Source organism: Achromobacter veterisilvae, from assembly GCF_037619525.1.
GTDB lineage: Bacteria > Pseudomonadota > Gammaproteobacteria > Burkholderiales > Burkholderiaceae_B > Achromobacter > Achromobacter veterisilvae.
Genome location: NZ_CP148753.1, coordinates 2,655,949 through 2,677,998, shown reverse-complemented (window position 1 = coordinate 2,677,998; position 22,050 = coordinate 2,655,949). Strand labels below are relative to the sequence as shown.

20 protein-coding genes are annotated in these 22,050 nt (G+C 67.1%); 7 read left to right on the top strand and 13 right to left on the bottom strand.

Annotated elements, in window-relative coordinates; all coding sequences use genetic code 11:
* Positions 1-217 precede the first annotated feature (217 nt).
* The 6 genes from WHX56_RS12365 (at position 218) to WHX56_RS12340 (ending at position 5,912) form a co-directional block, all read left to right on the top strand.
* The gene (locus tag WHX56_RS12365) at positions 218-754 is read left to right on the top strand and encodes an RDD family protein (RefSeq protein ID WP_338881328.1); all 537 of its coding nucleotides are present in this window, start codon (positions 218-220) and stop codon (positions 752-754) included.
* 84 nt (positions 755-838) lie between these two features.
* Positions 839-1,711 (top strand): UDP-2,3-diacylglucosamine diphosphatase, encoded by an 873-nt coding sequence (locus tag WHX56_RS12360; protein WP_129241970.1) that lies wholly within the window; start codon positions 839-841, stop codon positions 1,709-1,711.
* Positions 1,712-1,837: 126 nt separating this feature from the next.
* Positions 1,838-3,532, top strand: a complete 1,695-nt coding sequence (locus tag WHX56_RS12355) for an acyl-CoA synthetase (protein ID WP_129241969.1) — start codon at positions 1,838-1,840, stop codon at positions 3,530-3,532.
* Positions 3,533-3,557: 25 nt separating this feature from the next.
* The gene (locus WHX56_RS12350) at positions 3,558-4,079 is read left to right on the top strand and encodes a gamma carbonic anhydrase family protein (protein WP_129241968.1); all 522 of its coding nucleotides are present in this window, start codon (positions 3,558-3,560) and stop codon (positions 4,077-4,079) included.
* Between the two features lie 74 nt (positions 4,080-4,153).
* Positions 4,154-5,083, top strand: a complete 930-nt coding sequence (gene hslO / locus WHX56_RS12345) for an Hsp33 family molecular chaperone HslO (RefSeq protein ID WP_129241967.1) — start codon at positions 4,154-4,156, stop codon at positions 5,081-5,083.
* A 91-nt stretch (positions 5,084-5,174) separates the two neighbouring features.
* Complete coding sequence (locus WHX56_RS12340; protein ID WP_338881327.1) at positions 5,175-5,912, top strand: TadE/TadG family type IV pilus assembly protein; 738 nt, start codon at positions 5,175-5,177, stop codon at positions 5,910-5,912.
* A gap of 37 nt (positions 5,913-5,949) precedes the next feature.
* Here WHX56_RS12340 and ftsB read toward each other — a convergent pair whose 3' ends face one another.
* The 13 genes from ftsB to WHX56_RS12275 all read right to left on the bottom strand — a co-directional run bounded on the left by ftsB (position 5,950) and on the right by WHX56_RS12275 (position 21,226).
* Entirely contained in the window at positions 5,950-6,357 is a 408-nt protein-coding gene (gene ftsB / locus WHX56_RS12335) for a cell division protein FtsB (protein WP_129241965.1), read from the bottom strand.
* A 69-nt stretch (positions 6,358-6,426) separates the two neighbouring features.
* The gene (gene eno, locus WHX56_RS12330) at positions 6,427-7,713 is read right to left on the bottom strand and encodes a phosphopyruvate hydratase (protein WP_287756388.1); all 1,287 of its coding nucleotides are present in this window, start codon (positions 7,711-7,713) and stop codon (positions 6,427-6,429) included.
* A 4-nt stretch (positions 7,714-7,717) separates the two neighbouring features.
* On the bottom strand, positions 7,718-8,002 hold the full coding sequence (locus WHX56_RS12325; protein ID WP_129241963.1) for a DUF1330 domain-containing protein: 285 nt from the start codon (positions 8,000-8,002) through the stop codon (positions 7,718-7,720).
* Positions 8,003-8,204: 202 nt separating this feature from the next.
* Complete coding sequence (locus tag WHX56_RS12320) at positions 8,205-9,857, bottom strand: CTP synthase (protein ID WP_129241962.1); 1,653 nt, start codon at positions 9,855-9,857, stop codon at positions 8,205-8,207.
* Positions 9,858-10,042: 185 nt separating this feature from the next.
* Positions 10,043-11,833: an aminopeptidase P family protein gene (locus WHX56_RS12315; protein WP_338881326.1), complete on the bottom strand. Its 1,791-nt coding sequence runs from the start codon at positions 11,831-11,833 to the stop codon at positions 10,043-10,045.
* A 15-nt stretch (positions 11,834-11,848) separates the two neighbouring features.
* A complete protein-coding gene (locus WHX56_RS12310; RefSeq protein ID WP_338881325.1) occupies positions 11,849-12,673 on the bottom strand; it encodes a M55 family metallopeptidase in 825 nt (274 codons plus the stop codon).
* A 19-nt stretch (positions 12,674-12,692) separates the two neighbouring features.
* Positions 12,693-13,787: a P1 family peptidase gene (locus tag WHX56_RS12305; protein WP_338881324.1), complete on the bottom strand. Its 1,095-nt coding sequence runs from the start codon at positions 13,785-13,787 to the stop codon at positions 12,693-12,695.
* Positions 13,788-13,907: 120 nt separating this feature from the next.
* Positions 13,908-14,807 (bottom strand): glutathione ABC transporter permease GsiD, encoded by a 900-nt coding sequence (gsiD, locus tag WHX56_RS12300; RefSeq protein ID WP_129241958.1) that lies wholly within the window; start codon positions 14,805-14,807, stop codon positions 13,908-13,910.
* Positions 14,808-14,814: 7 nt separating this feature from the next.
* Positions 14,815-15,735, bottom strand: coding sequence for a glutathione ABC transporter permease GsiC (gene gsiC, locus WHX56_RS12295; RefSeq protein ID WP_129241957.1), 921 nt, complete (start codon positions 15,733-15,735; stop codon positions 14,815-14,817).
* 91 nt (positions 15,736-15,826) lie between these two features.
* Entirely contained in the window at positions 15,827-17,380 is a 1,554-nt protein-coding gene (gsiB, locus tag WHX56_RS12290) for a glutathione ABC transporter substrate-binding protein GsiB (protein WP_129241956.1), read from the bottom strand.
* Positions 17,381-17,446: 66 nt separating this feature from the next.
* Positions 17,447-19,333 (bottom strand): dipeptide ABC transporter ATP-binding protein, encoded by a 1,887-nt coding sequence (locus tag WHX56_RS12285; RefSeq protein ID WP_338881323.1) that lies wholly within the window; start codon positions 19,331-19,333, stop codon positions 17,447-17,449.
* Between the two features lie 40 nt (positions 19,334-19,373).
* Complete coding sequence (locus tag WHX56_RS12280; RefSeq protein ID WP_287756393.1) at positions 19,374-20,354, bottom strand: isoaspartyl peptidase/L-asparaginase family protein; 981 nt, start codon at positions 20,352-20,354, stop codon at positions 19,374-19,376.
* Positions 20,351-21,226 carry a MurR/RpiR family transcriptional regulator gene (locus WHX56_RS12275; protein ID WP_129241953.1) on the bottom strand — a complete coding sequence of 292 codons (876 nt, stop codon included), beginning with the start codon at positions 21,224-21,226 and terminating at the stop codon, positions 20,351-20,353. Before WHX56_RS12275 ends, WHX56_RS12280 begins: the two co-directional genes overlap by 4 nt.
* Positions 21,227-21,442: 216 nt before the next feature.
* Between WHX56_RS12275 and WHX56_RS12270 the strand changes: the two genes are divergently transcribed.
* Positions 21,443-21,901 carry a GNAT family N-acetyltransferase gene (locus WHX56_RS12270; RefSeq protein WP_129241952.1) on the top strand — a complete coding sequence of 153 codons (459 nt, stop codon included), beginning with the start codon at positions 21,443-21,445 and terminating at the stop codon, positions 21,899-21,901.
* The last annotated feature ends 149 nt before the right edge of the window (positions 21,902-22,050 follow it).

Here is a 22,050-nt window from a genome sequence, read left to right as displayed (position 1 = left end):
TCGCCTGAATGGGGCCCCCACGCCGCGCGCGCGTTGCGCGCTTGCTGCCCCCCGGGGGGGCTGGCCCGCCTTGGGGCGGCCCGGCGGCGGGCCGGCCATTTTTGCGCAGGCCGGATAGGCCTCCCACGCCACGCGCGCCTTGCGCGCTTGCCGCCCCTCAAAGGGGGACTTGCCCCGCCTTGGGACGGCCCGGCATTCCCGGGCATAATACGCGTCCATGACCGACGCCCATCTCGACCAGACTCCCAATCGGCTGCGCCGATTCGCCTGCATGATGTACGAAGCCGTGCTGCTGTTCGGCGTGGTTTTCCTTGCCGGATACCTGATGGACACCCTCACCCAGAGCAAGAACGCCCTGGATCTGCGTCCGGTCCGGCAAGCCTGGCTGTTCGTCGCGATCGGCGCGTACTTCGTGCTCTGCTGGCGCCGCCGCGGCCAGACGCTGCCCATGAAGACCTGGAACATCCGGCTGGTCGACCGCGACGGCAATACCCCGTCCACCTCCCGGCTCGTCCTGCGCTATATCCTGGTCTGGCCCCTGGTGCTGGCCGGCGCCGCCGTGGTCTGGGCGGCGGCCAGCGCCAGCGACTGGCCGTCGATGGACATGTTCATCGTCGCCGCGCCCTTCACTATCTTCATCTGGTCCTGGTTCGACCCCGACGGCCAGTTCCTGCATGACCGCATCCTGGGCACGCGGCTGCGCAATGCGCCGCAGCGCAACAAGACGCGCCAGGCGGGCATGGGCAAGGCCTGAGCCGGCCCGCCCGCGGCGAGCCGTCACAACAGCGTCACGGATTCTTCATATCCCGGTCATCGCCGGGTGGTTTCATTCCCAGGCATGACCACAGCCCTTGGGGAAGCGACCGTGAACGAAATCCACCCTGCGCACTGGCGCGCCCTCTGGATTTCCGATATTCACCTGGGCACCGCCGGGTGCAAGGCGGAATTCCTGCTCGATTTCCTGGACCACAACGATTCGGACACCCTGTACCTGGTGGGGGACATCGTCGACGGCTGGCAGCTACGCAAGCACTGGCACTGGCCCCGCGCCCACAACGACGTCATCCAGCGGATCCTGCGCAAGGCGCGCAACGGCACCCGGGTCGTGTTCATCCCCGGCAACCATGACGAATTCGCGCGTGAATTCGCCGGCTATGCCTTCGGCGACATCGAGATCCTCGACGAGGACGTGCACGTCACCGCCAAGGGCTTGCGGCTGCTGGTGCTGCACGGCGACCAGTTCGACGGGGTGATCCAGCACAGCCGCTGGCTGGCGCACCTGGGCGACGGACTCTACCAGTTGGCGCTGTGGATCAACCACCATTTCAACCGGCTGCGCCACCGGCTGGGGCTGCACTACTGGTCCCTGTCGCAATACCTGAAGCACAAGGTCAAGAACGCCGTGTCCTTCATCACCGACTTCGAGGAAGCGCTGGCCGGCGAAGCGCGGCGCCGCGGCCTGGACGGCGTGGTCTGCGGCCACATCCACAAGGCCGAGCTGCGGGACGTGGGCGGGATCCTCTACTGCAACGACGGCGACTGGGTGGAGAGCCTGTCGGCGCTGGGCGAAACCCACGACGGCCAGCTCCAGCTACTGGACTGGGGCGCCATCCAGGCCGAGCGCCGGGCCGGGCCGGCCCCCCGCCCTCCGCGCTCCCTGACCCTGCCCGCCCTGCCCTCCGCACTACGCCGCCAAGGCAAACATCCGTGATAACCCGTATGCGTCCCCGTTACGCAACGGGGATGTTGCAGTTCACGGCCCTCTAGGTCATGCTTGCATCTGGGGCAACGGGCGATCTGACCCGTTCACGCTGCAACATGCTCACAACATAGGGCCATGAACGACCAATATCAGGCGCTCTACCAAACATTCCGCTGGCTGGTACCCACCCAGTTCAACATCGCGGAAGCGTGCTGCCACCGCTGGGCGTCCAGCAGTCCGGATGCGCGGCGCATCGCCATCTACTACGAAGACGAATCCGGCAACCGCGAGGTCTGGACCTATGCCCGTCTGGCGGAAGCGGCCAACCAGTTGGCGAACGGCCTGATCAAAATGGGCGTGGGCCGCGGCGACCGGGTGGGTGTGGTTTTAGGACAACGCCCCGAGACCGTCGTCGCCCACATGGCCATCTACAGCGTCGGCGCCGTGGTGCTGCCGCTGTCCGCCCTGTTCGGCCCGGAAGCCCTGGAAAGCCGCCTGCGCGACTCCGAAGCCCGGGTCGCGATCGTGGACTACGCCTCCAGCGCGAACCTGCTGTCCGTCAGCGACGACTGCCCTGCCCTGCAACAAATCATCGGCATCGGCTTCGCGGACGAACGCGTGCTGCCCTGGCGCAGCCTGCTGGCCCGCCAGCCCAGCGAATTCAAGGCCGTCCAGACCCGCTCGTCGGATCCGGCCATCCTGCTCTATACCTCCGGCACCACCGGCGCGCCCAAGGGCGCCCTGCTGCCGCACAGCGTGCTGATCGGCAACCTGCCGGGCTTCGTGGCCTCGCAGGACTGGTTCCCCAAGCCCGGGGACGTGTTCTGGTCGCCCGCCGACTGGGCCTGGACGGGCGGCATGATGGACGCCCTGCTGCCCACGCTCTACTTCGGGCACGCCATCGTCGGCACGCGCGGCCGCTTTTCCGTCGAGCGCGCGTTCGAACTCATGGAGCGCTACCAGGTCACCAATACCTTCCTGTTCCCCACCGCGCTGAAAATGATGATGAAGGCGGTGCCGGAGCCGCGCAACCGCTACCAGCTCGCGCTGCGTTCCATCATGAGCGCCGGCGAAAGCGTGGGCGAAAGCGTGTTCGGATGGTGCCAGTCCGCGCTGGGCGTGACGCCCAACGAGATGTTCGGCCAGACCGAAATGAACTACGTGGTGGGCAACAGCCAGAAACGCTGGCCCGCCAAGCCCGGCAGCATGGGCCGTCCCTATCCGGGCCACAACGTCGCGGTGCTGGACGAGGACGGCAAGCCGGTGGCCCCCGGCGGCACCGGCGAGATCGCCGTCAACCGCCTGGACATCCACGGCTACCCCGACCCGGTGATGTTCCTGGGCTACTGGCGCAACGAAGCCGCCACGCAGGCCAAGTTCAAGGGCGACTGGTGCCTGACGGGCGACCTCGCCACCGTGGATGCCGACGGCTACCTCTGGTACGCGGGCCGGGCGGACGACGTCTTCAAGTCCGCCGGCTACCGGATCGGCCCCGGGGAGATCGAAAGCTGCCTGGTCGGGCACCCCGCCGTCGCCAACGCCGCGGTCGTGCCCAAGCCGGACGCCGAACGCGGCGCCCTGGTCAAGGCCTACGTGGTGCTGACCCCGGAATTCGCGCAGCGCGACCGCAACGACATCATCGAGAACCTGCAGGAACACGTGCGCGAGCGCCTGGCCCCCTACGAGTACCCGAAGGAGATCGAATTCGTCGACGAGCTGCCCATGACGACCACCGGTAAAATCCAACGCCGCATCCTGCGCCAGCGCGAAGAAGACCTCGCGCGGACCGCCGCAGACACTACAGACGCGCCGCAGGCCCCGCAGGCCTGACGCCGCAACCGGAGAGACCCAAGGCATGCCCATCTACCAGCTCGACGACCTGATCCCCCGCATCGACCCCGCGGCCTACGTGGCCGACAGCGCCGACATCATCGGCAACGTCACGCTGGAGGCCGGCGTCAGCATCTGGTCGAACGTGTCGATCCGGGGCGACAACGACGCCATCCTGATCCGCCAGGGCAGCAATATCCAGGAAGGCAGCGTGCTGCACGTGGACGCGGGCTGTCCCATGACCGTCGGCCCCAACGTCACGGTGGGCCACCAGGCCATGCTGCACGGCTGCACCATCCACGAGGGCGCGCTGGTGGGCATGCAGGCCATCGTGCTGAACAACGCGGTCATCGGCCGCAACTGCCTGATCGGCGCCGGGGCCATCATCCCCGAAGACCGCGTCATCCCGGACAATTCCCTGGTGATCGGCATCGGCAAGGTCGTCCGCGAACTCTCGGACGAGGAAATCGCCAACATGCACAAGAACACCGCCCACTACGTGGCGCGGGGCCAACACTACAAGACCGCCCTGAAGCGGATCGCCTGAACGCTCCCCCGCGGCGCCCCAGCCCCTGCTGCCGGCAGGGGAATTTGGCCCGCCCGATCGGCTAACATTCCCCCATGACCGATCAGCTCAAAAAATACCTTACCGAAGACCGCAGCGTCCGCGTCCAGGCCGTGCGCCTGGAAGCGACCTGGAAGGCCGTGCAGGCCAACCACGACTACCCGCCCGCCATCACCAACCTGCTGGGCGAACTGGTGGCGGCGTCCACCCTGCTGGCCGCCAACATCAAGTTCGACGGCTCGCTGGTGCTGCAGATCCAGGGCGACGGCCCCATCGCCCTGCTGGTGGTGGAATGCCGCCACGACCTCAGCCTGCGCGCCACCGTCAAGATGCGCGAGGGGCACGAAGTCCCCACCGACGGCGATATGCAAAGCCTGCTGAACCCGGGTGGAAACGGCCGTTTCATCGTGGTGCTGGACCCCCAGCGCAAGCTCCCCGGCCAGCAGGCCTACCAGGGCATCGTGCCCCTGGAAGGCGACACCGTGGCCGAGGCGCTGCAACACTACATGAAGGCCTCCGAACAGCTCGACACCCGGCTGTGGCTGGCGGCCGATGCCGGCCATGCCGCCGGCATGCTCGCCCAGCGCCTGCCGCACCACGGCGGCTCCGAGGCGCCCGTGCTGACCCCGCAGGACGCCGCCGAAACCTGGGACCGCGTCTGCGCGCTGGCGGGCACCCTGCAGCGCGACGAACTGCTGGCCACCGAGATCGACAAACTGGTCCACCGCCTGTTCTGGGAAGAGACCCTGCTGGCCTTCGATCCGCTGGAGGTGCGCTGGCACTGTCCCTGCACCCGCGAACGCGTGGCGAACATGCTGCGCTCGCTGGGCGAAGAGGAAATCCAGGACATCCTGGCCGAACGCGGTGAAGTGGACGTGTCCTGCGATTTCTGCGGCAAACCGTACAAGTTCGACGCCGTCGACTGCGCCGCCCTGTTCTCGCCGAACCCGCCTCCCGCCGGGGACGCGCCTCCCACCGTCCACTGACGCGCGCCGGCGGCCCCGCCGCCGCGGCGTTTCCATCACACCGGATTGTCCTCATCGACAGGCGGTCATGCCCGCGCCAGACTGCGCAGCCATGACCGCCTTTTTTCCTGCCCCGCCCCGCCGCCGGCAACGCGGCGCCGCCGCCATCGAGTTCGCGGTGGCGGCGGCCGTCGTGCTGCTGCTGGGCCTGCTGGCGGTCGAGGCCGCCCATTGGCAGGGCGCGCGCCAGATGGCCCACCTGGCGCTGACGGAAGCGGCGCGCGCCGGCGCCACCGCTCACGGCGACCCGACGCGCATGCGCGCGGCCTTTCTGCGAGCCCTGTTGCCGCGCCATGCGTCCTCGCGGGGCCCGGCCGACGCCCGGCGCCGCCAGGCGGACGCCCAGGCCGGGCTCGCGGCCATTTCAGGCATGCACCCCTGGCGCATCGAAGTGCTGCTTCCGGACGAGCGCTCCTTCCGCGAACATGCCCGGCCAGGCCTGCGCATCGCCGCCGCAGCAGGCTTGCGGGCGATCGACAACGACTACCAGGACCTACAGCATGCCCGCCGGCCGCCCCCGCCGGGCGGCCAGAGCATATTCCAGGCCAACACGCTGAAGTTGCGGCTGACCTATCTGCACAAGCCGCTGCTGCCGCCGCTGCGGGCCCTGCTGGCGGCGCTGGGGCGCGACGACGCCAGCTACGCGGGCCGCGCGCGGGCCCGGGGCCTGCTGCCCATTCAGGTCGAACTGGAAACGGAAATGCACTCGCATCCGGCCGATTGGGCGCGCAGGGCGCCGCCGCCCGCCGGCATCGTGTACGGCGAGTGCCGCAGCGTGCGCTGCGGCTGAGCGGAACGGAAAATGGACGCGGGAACGCGGGCGGCGGTCAGTGCCGCGCGTTCGCCGGATTGGAGGGTTTGGGCGCCGGGGCGGACGCCCGGGTGGCCGGCGCGCCGGCGCGCGCGGCGGGCCTGGCGGCGGGTTCGGCCGCCAGGGACGCGCCGCCCGCGGGCGCGGGCGTGTTCTGCGGCAGGATGTGCACGAACACTTCGCCCTCGCGCATCATGCCCAGTTCACCGCGGGCCCGCTCCTCGATGGCGCCGGAGCCGCCTTCCAGGTCGCGCACTTCCGCTTCGAGCGCGGCGTTGCGCGCGCGCAGGCCTTCGTTGGTCTCGCGCTGCTCCGCCACCTGGCGTTGCAGATCCCAGACCTTGAACCAGCCGCCCTTACCCAGCCACAGCGGGTATTGGATCAGGCCTAGCAGCACGAACAGCACCAGGAACAACAGGCGCATACGCGAGAACCCTCAGCAGTCGTGGCGTGGATGCGGCCCCGGGCTTGCGCCCCCGGGCCGCGCTTCATATCAACGCAGGTTGTAGAAAGCTTCCAGGCCGGGATACGACGCCACTTCAGCCAGCTCTTCCTCGATGCGCAGGAGCTGGTTGTACTTGGCCATACGGTCCGAACGGGACAGCGAACCCGTCTTGATCTGCATGGCGTTGGTCGCCACGGCGATGTCGGCGATGGTCGAGTCTTCGGTTTCGCCCGAACGGTGCGACACGACGGCGGTGTAGCCGGCGCGCTTGGCCATTTCGATGGCGGCGAAGGTTTCGGTCAGCGTGCCGATCTGGTTGATCTTGATGAGGATCGAGTTGGCGACGCCCTTCTGGATGCCTTCGCGCAGGATCTTGGTGTTGGTGACGAACAGGTCGTCGCCCACCAGTTGCACCTTCTTGCCCAACTGGTCGGTCAAGAGCTTCCAGCCTTCCCAGTCGTTTTCGGCCATGCCGTCTTCGATGGAAATAATGGGGTACTTGTCGCACCAGGTCGCCAGCAGGTTGGTGAACTCCTGCGAGGACAGCGAAATACCGCCTTCGCCCGCCAGCGTGTACTTGCCGTCGCGGTAGAACTCGGAGCTGGCGCAATCCAGGCCCAGGGCGATCTGCGAGCCCGGCTCGTAGCCGGCTTCGGCGATGGCCTTCAGGATCAACTGGATGGCGGCTTCGTGGCTGGCCACGTTGGGCGCGAAACCGCCCTCGTCGCCCACGGCCGTGGACATGCCCTGGGCGTGGATCAGCTTCTTCAGCATGTGGAAGACTTCGGCGCCCCAGCGCAGGGCTTCGCGGAAGCTGCCCGCGCCCACCGGCAGGATCATCAGTTCCTGCAGGTCGAGCGTGTTGTTGGCGTGCGCGCCGCCGTTGATGACGTTCATCATCGGCACGGGCATGCTCATGGGGCCGCTGCCGCCGAAATAGCGGTAGAGCGACAGGCCGGATTCGTCGGCGGCGGCGCGGGCCACGGCCATCGAGGCCGCCAGGATCGCGTTGGCGCCCAGGCGTTCCTTGGACTCGGTGCCGTCCAGCTCGATCAGCGTGCGATCGACGAAGGTCTGTTCCTGGGCGTCCAGGCCCATCAGGGCTTCCGAGATTTCCGTATTCAGGTTCTCGACGGCGCGCAGCACGCCCTTGCCCAGATAACGGCTCTTGTCGCCGTCGCGCAGCTCGATGGCTTCGCGGGCGCCGGTGGAAGCGCCCGACGGCACGGCCGCGCGGCCCATGGCGCCGGATTCCAGCAGCACATCGCATTCCACGGTGGGGTTGCCGCGCGAATCCAGAATCTCGCGGCCGATGATATCGACGATTGCACTCATGACTTTACATTCCCTGAACGATAAACATATTCATCACGGCCGCGCCTTCGCGGGCATTGCGGGCGCGGCGGTACTGCCAGGAGTCGTAGAAGGCCTGGGCGGCGGCCATGGAGGGGAACTCCATGACGACGGTGCGGCCAGGCTTACGGCCCTCCAGGTGCTTGGACTCGCCGCCGCGCGCCAGGATCTTTGCATCGTACGCGCGCATGGCGAGCGTGGACAGACGCTTGTAATCCTCGTATTGCGCGGGCTTGGTCACTGTGACGTCGGCGATGAGGTAAGCACTCATGGGGTTCCTTCAGGACAGTTGCGTTGGTTTCGGTCTGGCGCCGGATACGGCGATGCCGCCAGTGTCGCGCAGGCGACCCGGCGACACATATCCGATGCTAATCGGTTGTATCTGAAAGAAGCGCCGCCGTACAGGGCGGCGCTGGGGCGGCGGCCCGCGGTCCCGAAGATCCGCACGCGGAACTCGAGACCGCAGGCGCCCATTACGCCTCCTGGCCGCGGCGAGCCTTCTGCTCGATGGCGGCGCGGATATAGCTGGAGAACAACGGGTGGCCGTCACGCGGGGTGGACGTGAACTCCGGGTGGAACTGCACGCCCACGAACCACGGGTGGTTGGGCAATTCCATCATTTCCGGCAGGTTCTCGGTCGGCGTGCGGGCGCTGATCACCATGCCGGCCTCTTCGAGGCGGGGCACGTAGACGTTGTTGACTTCGTAACGGTGGCGGTGGCGCTCGTTCACCTCGTCGCCGTAGATGGCCTGCGCGCGGGTGCCGGGCTTGATCGGCACGCGCTGCGCGCCCTTGCGCATCGTCCCGCCCAGGTCGGAGGAATTGTCACGCTTTTCGACCTTGCCTTCGCGGTCCATCCACTCGGTGATCAGGGCCACCACGGGGTGCGGGGCGGAGGGATCGAATTCCGTGCTGTTGGCGCCGCCCAGGCCGGCGACGTGGCGCGCGAACTCGATGACGGCCAGTTGCATGCCCAGGCAGATGCCCAGGTACGGCACGCCGTTTTCACGGGCGTAGCGGATGGCGGCGATCTTGCCCTCGGTGCCGCGCTTGCCGAAGCCGCCCGGCACCAGGATGGCGTCCAGGTGCTTGAGCTGGTCGGTGCCGCGGGTCTCGATGTCTTCCGAGTCGATGTATTCGATCTTGATCTTCGAGCGCGTATGGATGCCGGCGTGGACCAGGGCTTCCGTGAGCGACTTGTACGATTCGGTCAGGTCGACGTACTTGCCGACCATGCCGATGGTGAGCTCGTGCTGGGGGTGTTCCAGCGCTTCGACCAGGTTGTCCCACATGGACAGGTCGGCCGGCGGCGGGGTCAGGCCCAGCGCTTCGCAGACGATGTTGTCCACGCCCTGCTTGTGCAGCATGGCCGGGATTTTGTAGATCGAATCGGCGTCCCAGACGGAAACCACGGCGTCCAGGGGCACGTTGGAGAACATCGAGATCTTGGCGCGCTCGTCGTCCGGGATGCGGCGGTCGGCGCGGCACAGCAGCGCGTTCGGGTAGATGCCGATTTCGCGCAGTTTCTGCACCGAGTGCTGCGTGGGCTTGGTCTTCAGTTCGCCGGCGGACGCGATGAACGGCACCAGCGTCAGGTGCACGAACGCCGCATTGTTGCGGCCCATGCGCAGGCTCATCTGGCGCGCGGCTTCCAGGAACGGCAGGGACTCGATGTCACCCACGGTGCCGCCGATTTCGACGATGGCGACGTCGGTGTTGCCGTTCCAGGCGGCGTCGGCGCCACGGGCGATGAAGTCCTGGATTTCATTGGTGATGTGCGGAATGACCTGGACGGTCTTGCCCAGGTAGTCGCCGCGGCGCTCTTTGCGGAGCACCGATTCGTAGATCTGGCCGGTGGTGAAGTTGTTCACCTTGTGCATCCGAGCGGAAATGAAACGCTCGTAGTGGCCGAGGTCCAGGTCGGTTTCGGCGCCGTCTTCGGTGACGAAAACCTCGCCATGCTGGAACGGGCTCATGGTGCCCGGGTCGACGTTGATGTACGGATCGAGTTTCAGCATGGTGACTTGCAGGCCACGCGACTCGAGGATGGCGGCAAGCGACGCAGCGGCGATGCCCTTGCCCAGGGAAGACACCACACCGCCGGTGACAAATACGTATTTGGTCATCGTAATGAGCACCCGGGACGAGCGGGCGCGTGCGGGAAATTTGGATTATAGCCGGGAGGCGAAAGTTATTTGGGTTTTCCCCTAGCGAGGAGGAGTAACATTTGGCAGCACTCCCGCGGCGGCCGAAGCCGCCGCCGCGCACGTTCTACGTCCCCGTTTCTGGCGGGCATCCCGGCCCTGTCCGCTCAGATCGCCGCGGTGCGGCGCTCCAGCCAGGCCAGCGCCTCGCCCTCGACCAGGGGCGACAGGCGTTCGAACACCGTCTTGTGATAATCGTTCAGCCAGGCGATCTCGTCGGCGCGCATCAGCGCGGGTTCGATGCAGCGGGTGTCGATCGGGCAGAGCGTCAGCGTCTCGAAGCACAGGAATTCCCCCAGCTCGGAGGTCAGCCAGGCGCGGTTGGCCACCAGGTTCTCGATGCGCACGCCCCAGCGGCCCGGACGATAGATGCCCGGCTCGTTGGAGGTGATCATGCCCGGCTCCATCGCGGTGTGCGGGCCCGGCGCGGCGCGATAGGAAATGACCTGCGGCCCCTCGTGCACGTTCAGGAAATAGCCCACGCCGTGGCCCGTGCCATGGCCGTACTCCGCGCCGCCTTCCCAGATCGGGGCGCGCGCGATGGCGTCCAGCATCGGCGACGGCGTGCCGCGCGGGAACGAGGCGCGCGACAGCGCGATCATGCCCTTGAGCACCAGCGTGAAATCCACCTTCTGGTCGGCGCTGGGCGTGCCCACGGCGACCACCCGCGTGATGTCGGTCGTGCCGCCCAGGTACTGGCCGCCCGAATCGATCAACAGCAGCCCGTCGCCTTCGATGACGGCGTGCGCCTCGGCCGTGGCGCGGTAGTGCGGCATCGCGCCGTTGGCGTTGAAGCCGGCGATGGTGGCGAAGCTGGGGCAGACGTAGCCGGGGCGGCGAGCGCGGGCGGCGGTGATCCGGTCGTCGATCGTCAGTTCGGTGATGGTCTGGTTGCCCAGCGCCCCCTCGAACCAGGAAAAGAACTCGCACAGCGCCGCGCCGTCCTGCGCCATGGCCTGGCGCACGTTGGCCAGTTCGGCGTCGGTCTTCCTGGACTTCAGCAGCGTGGACGGGTTGATGGCCTCGACTCGCGGCACGGCCGGATCCATGGCGTGGAACACGCCGCAGGTCACGCGGGCCGGGTCGATCAGCAGTTTTTGGTCCAGCTCCAGCGAGGCCAGCGCGTCGGCGGCCTGGACGTAGTCCGCCACGTCGACGCCATCGGCGGCCAGGACGGAACGCAGCGCCCCGTCGATCTTGCCGCCGGCCACGAACAGCGTGGCGTGATCCAGGCCGACCAGCGCATGGCCGACGAAGACCGGGTTGTAGTCCACGTCCGCGCCGCGCAGGTTGAAGAGCCAGGCGATGTCGTCCAGCGTGCTGATGAAATGCGCGTCCGCGCCATGCCCGCGCATGGCCTCGCGCACCTGCGCCAGCTTGTCGGCGCGGGAGACGCAGGCCTCGGGCGCCACGTGTTCGTAGATCGGCGCGGCGGGCAGGCCGGCGCGTTCGGGCCAGATCTCGTCGAGCAGGTCCTCGCGGATCTCCAGCGCGGCGCCCGAACTCGCGGCGGCCGCGGACAAGGCGCGGAAGGCGCCCAGGCCCAGCACCTGGCCGTCGACGCCGATGACCTCGCCCGCCTTGGTATTGGCGGCCAGCCAGTCCACGTGGCCGGGCGTGGACGCCAGGGCGATCTTCATCAACTGCACGCCGGTGCCGGCCAATTGCGCTTCCGCCTGCACCCAGTAGCGGCTGTCCACCCACAGGCCAGCGAAATCGGCGGTGACCACCAGCGTGCCGACCGATCCCGTGAAGCCCGACAGCCAGCGGCGCCCCTGCCAGCGCGCCGGCAGGTATTCGGACAGGTGCGGGTCCGAAGAGGGAACGATATAGGCGGACAGGCCGCGGCGGCGCATGGCCTGCCGCAATTGGGCGATACGGGCGTCGGTGCTAGACATGGGAGGGAGTGATCCTTAGCGCAACATGAAGGACATGGCGGCCAGGCTGTTCAGCGTGCGGACGGCGGACTGCATGCTGTCCGTGGTGAACCGCAAGGTGACGCCGTCCACGCGTTCCAGCGTGGGCCACATGCAGAACAGGTCGGCCAGGGCCGAACTCTGGGTCTGCAACCGGCATTCTATAGGGGCGGGAATGCGGAAAGGAACGGGGGCCTGCTTCTTCAGGTTCCGCACGGCGGTCTCGGCCGCGGCCGCGATGGCGCGGCGCGAGGCCGCGGGCGACAAGGTGATGCCGCTGCCCTGGCCGTGGGCGACCTTGGTCTGCACCCATTCGGCGCCCGGGAAGGTGTCGCGGGTTTCCGCGATGAACACGTCATCGCCGGTGCCCAGGATGACCGGCACGCCCATTTCGCCGGCCAGCGCGCCGTACAGGCCGGCCTCGCCCAGTTCCATGCCGTTGATGAGCACGCGGGCGAACGCGAAGCTGTTGATGGTGTGGGCCAGGATGCCGCGGCCTTGCGAGCGCGAGTGGTAGCCGATCATGAAGACGGCGTCGCAGTCCTCTTCCAGCCCGCCCATCATGCCCAGGTAGCGGGGCTTGCCCAGCACCAGGCGGGCGCGCTCGTCCAGGCCGTCGGGCAGCAGGTTGCGGAACCCGCCGTGCGAATCGTTGACCAGGATCTCCTCGGCGCCGCCGGCGATGGCGCCCTGCACGGCCGCGTTGGCCTCGGCGGTCATCCAGGCGCGGGCGCGCTCGTATTCGCCGTTGCCGGCGCGGACCTGCTCTGCGTGGAAGACGCCGGCGACGCCTTCGATATCGGTGGAGATGAGGATTTTCATGGGTAAGCGCCTTTGAAATTCAGAATTCGGTGTCCGACAGCCACTGCCGCCAGTCGGGAGCGGCCTCCCGGAGGGCGGCGCGGTGGTGCCCGTCGCGGCCGTGCACGCCTTCCGCCCGCCACAACGCGGCGATGATGGCCTGTTCGCACGCCTCGGCGGCGGCCTCGAACAGCGGGTCGATGCGGGTTTCGTGAAGCATGGCGATGGCCGGCATCGGCCGCTCGGCCAGTTGCGGCACCGTGTAGGCGGTGGAGAACGCCAGCGCGATGTCGCCGCTGCCGTGCCCGAACACCGAACCGGTGCGCGCCAGCCCGGCGCCCGCGCGCAGCGACAGGCGGCGCAGTTGGCGCGCATCCAGCGGCGCGTCCGTCGCCAGCAGCAAAATGATGGACCCCTTTTCGGGGACGATCGCGGCATTCTCGCCGCCTTGGTCCAGCCCGCGGTCCAGCCTGTCGGCCAGCCGGCGGCCGAACGGCCGCCCCGCCACGGTCAGGTTGGGCAGGCGGCCGAAGTTCGCCAGCACCAGGGCGCCGACGAGATGGCGCTGGCCCGGCTGGATCTCGGCGATGCGCGAGGCCGAGCCGATGCCGCCCTTGAACGAAAAGCACGACATGCCGCGCCCCGCCCCCACGGCGCCCTGCTCCATCGCCTTGCCCGCGCCGGCCAGGGCCTGGGCGTAATGCGATTCCTGCACCGCCAGCGCCTGGATATCGTTCAGATAGCCGTCGTTGCACTCGAACACCAGCGGATTGACCGTGGGCAGGCCGCGGCCGATGCCGGGGTTGGCCGCCACCGCCGCGCGGATCTGCGCATTGGCCACGGTTCCCACCCCGAAGGTGTTGGTCAGCGCGATCGGCGTTTCCAGCACGCCCAGTTCCTGCACCTGCACGAGGCCCGTGCTCTTGCCAAAGCCATTGAGCACGGTCGCGGCGGCGGGCGCCTTGTCCAGGTAGGGGTCGCCGCCATGCGGACGCACCACGGTGACGCCCGTCTGCACGGCGCCGTCGGACAGGGTGCAGTGCCCCACCGTCACGTCGCCCACGTCGCAGATCGAATCCAGCGGCCCCGAGGGCCGCACGCCGATGCGGGGAATTTCCAGCGCTTGTCTATCCATGCTTGCTGCGTGTCGCCACGCTCCAGAATGCGAAACGCCGCCGTCTTCGCCGGGCGGGCGAGGACGGCGGCGGCGAGAAGTACACCGTCCTGCCGGGGGCTTGCCGCCCCGGCGGCGGGATTACTTGCGGTCGATCTTGGGATCGAGCGCGTCGCGCAGGCCGTCGCCCAGCAGGTTGAACGCCAGCACGGTGAGGAAAATGGCCAGGGCCGGGAAGATCGCCACGTGCGGCGCGATCACCATGTCGGCGCGGGCCTCGTTCAGCATCGCGCCCCACTCCGGGGTGGGAGGCTGCGCGCCCATGCCCAGGAAGGACAGGCTGGCGGCCGTGATGATCGAGGTGCCGATGCGCATCGTGCCGTACACCACGATCGGCGAGATCGTGCCGGGCAGGATGTGCCGCATGATGATGGTCCAGTCGGACGCGCCCACGCTCTTGACGGCCTCGACGTAGGTCATCTGCTTGATCGACAGCGTGTTGCCGCGCACTAGGCGGGCGAAGGCCGGCACGCTGAACACGGCCACGGCCACGATCACGTTGACCATGCTGGAACCCAGGATGGCGACCACGCCGATGGCCAGCAGCATGCCCGGGAAGGCCAGCAGCACGTCGGAGATGCGCATCGTGATGCGTTCCCACCAGCCCTGGTAGTAGCCGGCCATCAGGCCCATGAAGGTGCCCACGATGGCGCCCATGGCGACGGACAGGAAGCCGGCGGCCAGCGAGATGCGGGCGCCCATCAGGATGCGGCTGAAGATGTCGCGGCCCAGCGAGTCCACGCCCAGCCAGTGGGTAGCGGACGGGCCGGCGTTCAGCGCTTCGTAGTCGAAGAAGTTCTCGGCGTCGAACGGCACGATCCAGGGCGCGAAGACCGCCACCAGGACCAGCAGCAGGACGAAGATGCCGGCGCCCACGCCCAGCTTCTGCTTCTTGAATTTGCGCCAGAACTCGGTTGCGGGCGTGCGCACGTCGTTCTTGGGCGTGGCGGCGAGGGTCGCGGCGGGTGTCGTATTGCTCATGGCCGCCTCACTTGTAACGGATGCTGGGATTGATGACGCCGTAGAGCACGTCGACAATCAGGTTGATCAGGATGAATTCCAGCGAGAACAGCAGCACGAGGCCCTGGATCACCGGATAGTCGCGCTGGGTCACGGCGTCCACCAGCAGGCGGCCGAGGCCGGGCCAGTTGAACACGGTCTCGACCACGATGGAGCCGCCCAGCAGGAAGCCGAACTGCAGGCCCATCATGGTCACCACGGGGATCAGCGCGTTGCGCAAGGCATGCTTGATCACCACGCGGCGCTCCGTCAGCCCCTTGGCGCGGGCGGTGCGCACGAAGTCTTCCTGGATGACTTCCACGAAAGAGGCGCGGGTAAAGCGGGCCATCACCGCGGCGACGGCGGCGCCAAGCGTGATGGACGGCAGAATGTAGTGTTTCCAACTGGAGGCGCCCACGGTCGGCAGCCAGCCGAGATTCACCGAGAACACCTGCATCAGCATCATCCCCAGCGCGAAGGCGGGGAACGAAATGCCGGACACCGCCAGCGTCATGCCGAGGCGGTCGGGCCAGCGGTTGCGCCACACGGCGGACACGATCCCGATGATCATGCCGAAAGTCACCGACCAGACCATGCTGGCGACGGTGAGCCACAACGTGGGCATGAAGCGGTCCGCGATTTCCGTCGACACGGGGCGCTTGGTGCGCAGCGAGGTGCCGAGGTCGCCTTGCAGCATGTGGCTGAAGTAGCGCACGAACTGCTGCGGCAGGGGCAGGTCCAGCCCGAGTTCCTTGCGCACGAGTTCGACGGTCGCCTGGTCGGCTTCCTGGCCGGCGGCCAGACGAGCCGGATCGCCCGGAAGCATGTGCACGAACAGGAACACGACCACGGCCACCAGAAGCAGCGTGGGGATCATGCCCAAAAGACGTTTGACGATGTAGGTCAGCATTGAAATTCCTGCGACATCGGCGGGGACACCGCGTCCCCGCCGCATGCGGCCTTACTGTGGGGCCTCGCGGCCCCGCGGATTACTGCAAGGGTTACTGCTTCAGGTCGATGTCGCCGAACCAGAACGAGGTGTCCGGCTCAACGTACACGCCCGACAGGTTCTTCGACCGCACGTACAGGTTGTTCTGGGTCACCAGGAAGGCCCACGGGGCATCCTTCCAGATCGTTTCCTGGACGTTCTTGTAGATTTCCGTCTTCTTGGCGCGGTCCGTCGTGGCCAGGGCCTGCTGGATGCCGTCGTCGACCGACTTGTTCGAGTAGTACGACACGTTGTTCAGCACCGGCGGGAAGGCGGCGGTGGTCAGGAGCGGACGCAGGCCCCAGTCGGCCTCGCCGGTCGAGGACGACCAGCCGGCGTAGTACATGCGGACCTTGGCGTCTTCAGGCTTCTGCACCTGCTGCACGCGCTGCACGCGCTGGCCCGATTCCAGCACTTCCACCGACACCTTGATGCCGACCTGCGCCAGTTGCTGCTGCAGGAACTGGACCACCTTCACCGAGGTGCCGTCGTTATAGGCGGACCAGAGCTGGCTTTCGAAGCCGTTGGGGTAGCCGGCTTCGGCCAGCAGGGCCTTGGCCTTCTTGATGTCGTAGGGCCACGGACCCGTCTGGTGAGCGAAGTCCACGCCCTTCGGCACGACGCCGTCGACGACGGTGGCGTAGCCCGAGAAAGCGACCTTGGCCAGGGCTTCCTTGTTGATGGCGTAGTTGATGGCTTCACGCACCTTGACGTTGTCGAAGGGCTTTTGCTGCGTGTTCATCGACAGGTAGCGCGCCATGATCGAGTTCTGGTGGTCGACCACGTCCAGCTTTTCGTTCTTCTTCAGGACGGCGGCCTGCTCGAACGGCACCGGGAAGGCGAACTGCGCCTCGCCCGTCTGCACCACGGCGGCGCGGGTGTTGTTGTCCGTGACGGTGCGGAACGTCAGGGTGTCGACCTTGGGATAGCCCGTCTTCCAGTAACCGTCGAACTTCTTGACCTTCAGGTATTCGGCCGGTTTCCATTCGACGAATTCGAAGGGGCCGGTGCCCACCGGGTGGAAGCCGATTTCCTTGCCGTACTTGGCCAGGGCGGCGGGCGAGATCATCATGGCGGCCGGGTGGGCCAGCGCGTTGATGAAGGCCGAGAACGGCTTCTTCAGCGTGATCCTGACGGTCATCGGGTCGACCACTTCGGTCTTTTCGATGACGCTGAACTGGATGTAGCGCGAGAGGCGGTTGTCCGGATTGGCCGGACGATCGAAGTTGATCTTGACGGCTTCGGCGTTGAAATCGGTGCCGTCGTGGAACTTCACGCCCGGGCGCAGCTTGAACGTGTAGACCAGGCCGTCTTCGCTGACGGTGTAATCGGTGGCCAGCACCTTCTGGACCTTGAGGTCCTTGTCGAACTCGAACAGGCCTTCGTAGTAGGCCTTGCCGGCCGCCTGGTTCAGGGTGCTGTTGGTGTTGTACGGATCGAGCGTTTCCAGCGCGATGGAGACGGCGAACGTCACGTCCTTGGCAGCGTGCGCCAGCGGCGAACTGAGCATGCCGAAGGCCACCGCGGCGGCGGCCATCAGCTTGGTGGGGCGCAGAACTTTCATCATTGCAACTCCTGGTTCCAAAATGGAATTAGGGGGTTTGGTGGAAGAAAAACAAGTACGACAACTGACTCAATACGCTCCGCCGACCGGATGGCGGGCGACGAAGTGATCCGTTCCGACCTGCACCAGCGGCTGCACCACCGGGTCGTCGCCCAGCTTGCGGATCGGGCTTGGGATTTCATCGGACAACAAGGTGCGCTTCAGGTGGCGGCGCGCCGGATCGGCGATCGGGACGGCCGACATCAGCTTCTTGGTGTACGGGTGCTGCGGGTTCTCGAAAATGGCGCGGCGCGGACCGATCTCTACGATCTGGCCCAGATACATGACGGCCACGCGGTGGCTGACGCGTTCCACGACCGCCATGTCGTGCGAGATGAACAGGAACGAAATGCCCATGTCGCGCTGCAGGTCGATCAGCAGGTTCACGATCTGCGCCTGGATCGATACGTCCAGCGCCGACACGGATTCGTCCGCGATCACGACCTTGGGATTCAGGGCCAGGGCGCGCGCGATGCAGATGCGCTGGCGCTGGCCGCCGGAGAATTCGTGCGGATAGCGCTGCGCCATCTCGGGCGGCAGGCCCACGCGTTCCAGCAGTTCGGCCACGCGGCGTTCGGCGTCGCGGCCCTTGGCCACGCCGTGCACCAGCAGCGGCTCCATGATGGAGAAGCCCACGGTCACGCGCGGATCGAGCGAGGCGAAGGGATCCTGGAACACGAACTGGATGTCGCGGCGCAGGGATTGCAGCTCATTGTTCTTCAGGCGCACGATGTCGCGCCCGCCGAAGCGGATCTCGCCGCCCTGGCTGTCCACCAGGCGCAGGAGCGAGCGGCCGGTCGTGGACTTGCCGCAGCCGGATTCGCCCACCAGAGACAGCGTTTCGCCGGGGTACAGATCGAAGCTGACCTGCTCCACGGCGTGAACGCGGCGCTGCACGCGGCTCATGATGCCGCCGCGCAGGTCGAAGCGGGTGACGAGGTTGCGCACGCTCAGGATGGGCTCGGGCTTGCCGGCGGACGCCTGCGGCGCGCTGGCGGCGGCGGGCGCCTCCTCCGGCCGGGCCTGGCCGTCCACCTGCAGCAGCGGGAAGCGCGCGGGCAGGTCGGTGCCCTGCATGGCGCCCAGCTTCGGCACGGCCGACAGCAGCGCCTTGGTGTAGGCGTGCTGCGGCGAGGCGAACACCTGGTCCGACGGGCCTTCCTCGACCTTGTCGCCGCGGTACATGACCAGCACGCGGTCCGCCACTTCGGCGACCACGCCCATGTCGTGGGTGATGAACACCACGCCCATGTGCATTTCTTCCTGCAACTGGCGGATCAGTTGCAGGATCTGCGCCTGGATGGTGACGTCCAGCGCGGTGGTGGGTTCGTCGGCGATCAGCAGCGCCGGCTTGCAGGCCAGCGCCATGGCGATCATGACGCGCTGGCGCATGCCGCCCGACAATTGGTGCGGATAGCGGTCCAGCACCGACTTCGCTTCCGGAATGCGGACCTGCTCCAGCATGCGCAGCGCCTCGGCGCGCGCGGACGCGGCGTCCTTGCCCTGGTGCTGGCGGATCGATTCGGCGATCTGGTCGCCGGCCGTGAACACCGGGTTCAGGGAGGTCATCGGCTCCTGGAAAATCATGGCCATGTCCGCGCCGCGCACATTGCGCATCACGCGTTGGCTGGAACCGACCAGGTCGATCACGGCGCCGTTGCGCCGGCGCAGGGCCATGCTGCCCTGGGCGATGCGTCCGCCGCCATGCTCCACCAGACGCATGAGCGCCAGCGACGTCACCGATTTGCCCGAACCCGATTCGCCCACGATGGCCAGGGTTTCGCCCCGGTCCACATGGAACGACAGGTTGCGCACGGCTTCGACCGTGCGCTCGGATCCCACGAAGCGCACCGTCAGGTCGTCGACCTGGACCACGCGGTTATCCGGCAGCGCCAGGCTGTTTGCGCGATCAACCATCTTTATTAATCCCCAATATCAATACAGAACCCGTCGCCGCTCATCGATAGATGGCGGTGACCGGCTTTTCGCCTACGCGGGCGTAACCCCGATACATGCCTTCCGTGTTGAACGGCAAAGCCACGTTGCCCTGGGCGTCGACGGCCACCAGGCCGCCCTTGCCGCCGATGGTGGGCAGTTTTTCCATCACGACGCGGTCGGCCGCCGCTTCCAGCGACGCGCCGCAGTACTCCATCTGCGCCGCCACGTCGTAGGCGGCGACCATGCGGATGAACATTTCGCCCGTGCCCGTGGTGGACACGGCGCAGGTCTTGTTGCTGGCATAGGTACCGGCGCCGATCAGCGGCGCGTCGCCCACGCGGCCGACCTGCTTGTTGGTGATGCCGCCGGTGGACGTGGCCGCGGCCAGGTTGCCCTGGGCATCCACCGCCACCGCGCCCACCGTGCCGAACTTCTTGTCGGCGTCCAGCGGATCGGCCGGCGCGGGCTGGCCGCGCGCGACCATTGCCTGGCCGTCGTGGTCCAGGACGGCCGCGTCCGGCGTTTCGCGTTGCACGCGCAGCAGTTGTTCGCGGCGGGCTTCGGTCGAGAAATAGGACGGGTCGACGATGTCCAGGCCCTGTTCCTTGGCGAAGGCTTCGGCGCCCTCGCCCACGAACAGCACGTGCTTGCTGTTTTCCATGACCTTGCGCGCGGCGAACACCGGGTTGCGCACGCAGTTCACGTTGGCGATGGCGCCCGAACGCAGCGTGGCGCCGTCCATGATGGCGGCGTCCAGCTCGTGGGTGCCGGCGCTGGTGAACACGGCGCCGTGGCCCGCGTTGAACAACGGACAGTCTTCCAAAAGGCGCACGGCTTCGGTGACGGCGTCGATGGCGCTGCCGCCCTTGGCCAGCACGGCCTGGCCGGCGGTCAGGATGGACTCCAGGGCGGCCAGGTATTCCTGTTCTTTCTCGGGCGACATGGCCGCGCGGGACATCGCGCCGGCGCCACCGTGAATGGCGATCACGGGTTGAATCATCGTTTACCTACTCCATGGATGAGCCACGGCATCACGGACTGGGTGACCCCAGCGGCGGCCGCGACGGAATTCTTGGCCCGATAGGCCACCGCGGCGGACAAGGCTTCGATCAGCCCCAGCGCGGCGGTTTCGGAATTGGGAATCAACTGGCGCGCGGAAAACGCGTACAGCACCACGGAAGCCGTGGGCGCCAGCGGAGACGTGGGTTTGTCGGTCAGCACCAGCACCGGCACGCCGGCCTGCTTGGCGGCCGCGGCCAGCGTGACCGTGTCGGCCAGATACCGGGGAAAGCCGATGGCGATGACCAGGTCCTTGGACGTCATGCGCGACATCTGGCGCGCCGCGTGCGACACCCCGCCCGGGCCGGCCAGCGATTCGACCGAATGCAGGTGCATGCACAGGCCGCGTTGCAGCAGGCCAGCCAGAAAGCCGCTGGCGCCAAAACCGATGATGAACACGCGGTCGGCGGCCAGAATGGCCTCTACCGCCTGCTCACAGGCGGCCGAATCCAGCGATTGCAGGTTGCGCTGCGCGTTGCGGATGTCTTCTTCCAGCGTGGCGGCGAAGATCTGCACGGCGCTGGCGGAATGCGCCAGTTCGGTGCGCAGCTTTTCAACGGGTTCCAGCGCGGCTTCGAATCCACGCGCCAGTTCGGCGCGGAATTGGGGGTAGCCCGGCAGGTCCAGGGCGCGCGCGAAACGGTTGGCGGTGGCGACCGACACCCCGACCGCCGCCGCGAATTCGTCGATGGTCATCGTCGCAGCGCGGAACTGATGCGCCAGCACGTACTCGGCCATCTTGTGCTGCGTGCGGCTCAGCGCGGGCTGAGCCCGGGCGATCCGATCAGCGATCGTTAGTGCGGCCTTGTTCATCGATTCGGGGGGTGGGGTCGTAGCGGGTGTTTGTGTAAATCTGTTTACACGCAAATTTTAGATAAGAAAATTCATTTTCATACTAAGGGTATACCCGTGAATTTATGTAACAGTACTTCCAAAAGAATCGGGGCCGGGTTTGAGGTACGCTAACGCCGCCGTTCTTACCCCTGCTTCTCGCCCCTGTCTTTCACCCCGCCGCCTTGGATTGACGCAATGCCCGATTGGATCTGCAAGCCCCACCAGGAACTGACCGTACCGGAGATCTACGCGATCCTGCGGCTGCGCACGGAGGTGTTCGTCATCGAGCAGCAGTGCATCTTCCAGGACATGGATGGCAAGGACTTGACGGGCCGGACCTCCCATCTGATGGCGTGGCAGGACGGCCAGTTGGCCGCCTATTGCCGGATCCTGGACCCGTCGCTGAAGAATGGGCAGATCGAGATCGGGCGAGTCATCACGGCGCCATGGACGCGCGGACAGGGGCTGGGCCATGAGTTGATCCGCCATGCCATGGCGGAGGTGCGCCAGCGCTGGCCGGGACGCGCGATGTACCTGGGCGCGCAGGCGCGGCTGCGCAACTACTACGGCGGACACGGCTTCGTTCAAGTCACGGAGGAATACATCGAAGACGGCATCCCGCACGTGGGGATGCGGCTGGACGAGGCCGCCTGAATCCAGGTTTCGCTGGCGCGGCGGGTGTCTGACACCCCTGAACCACCGCCTCAAGCCGGCACTCCTCTTCCTCGGGTGTCAGACACCTGGGGTTCTCATCCCAGCATGCCGACGCCCGATGAGAGGAAGGTGTCTGACACCCCTGAAGC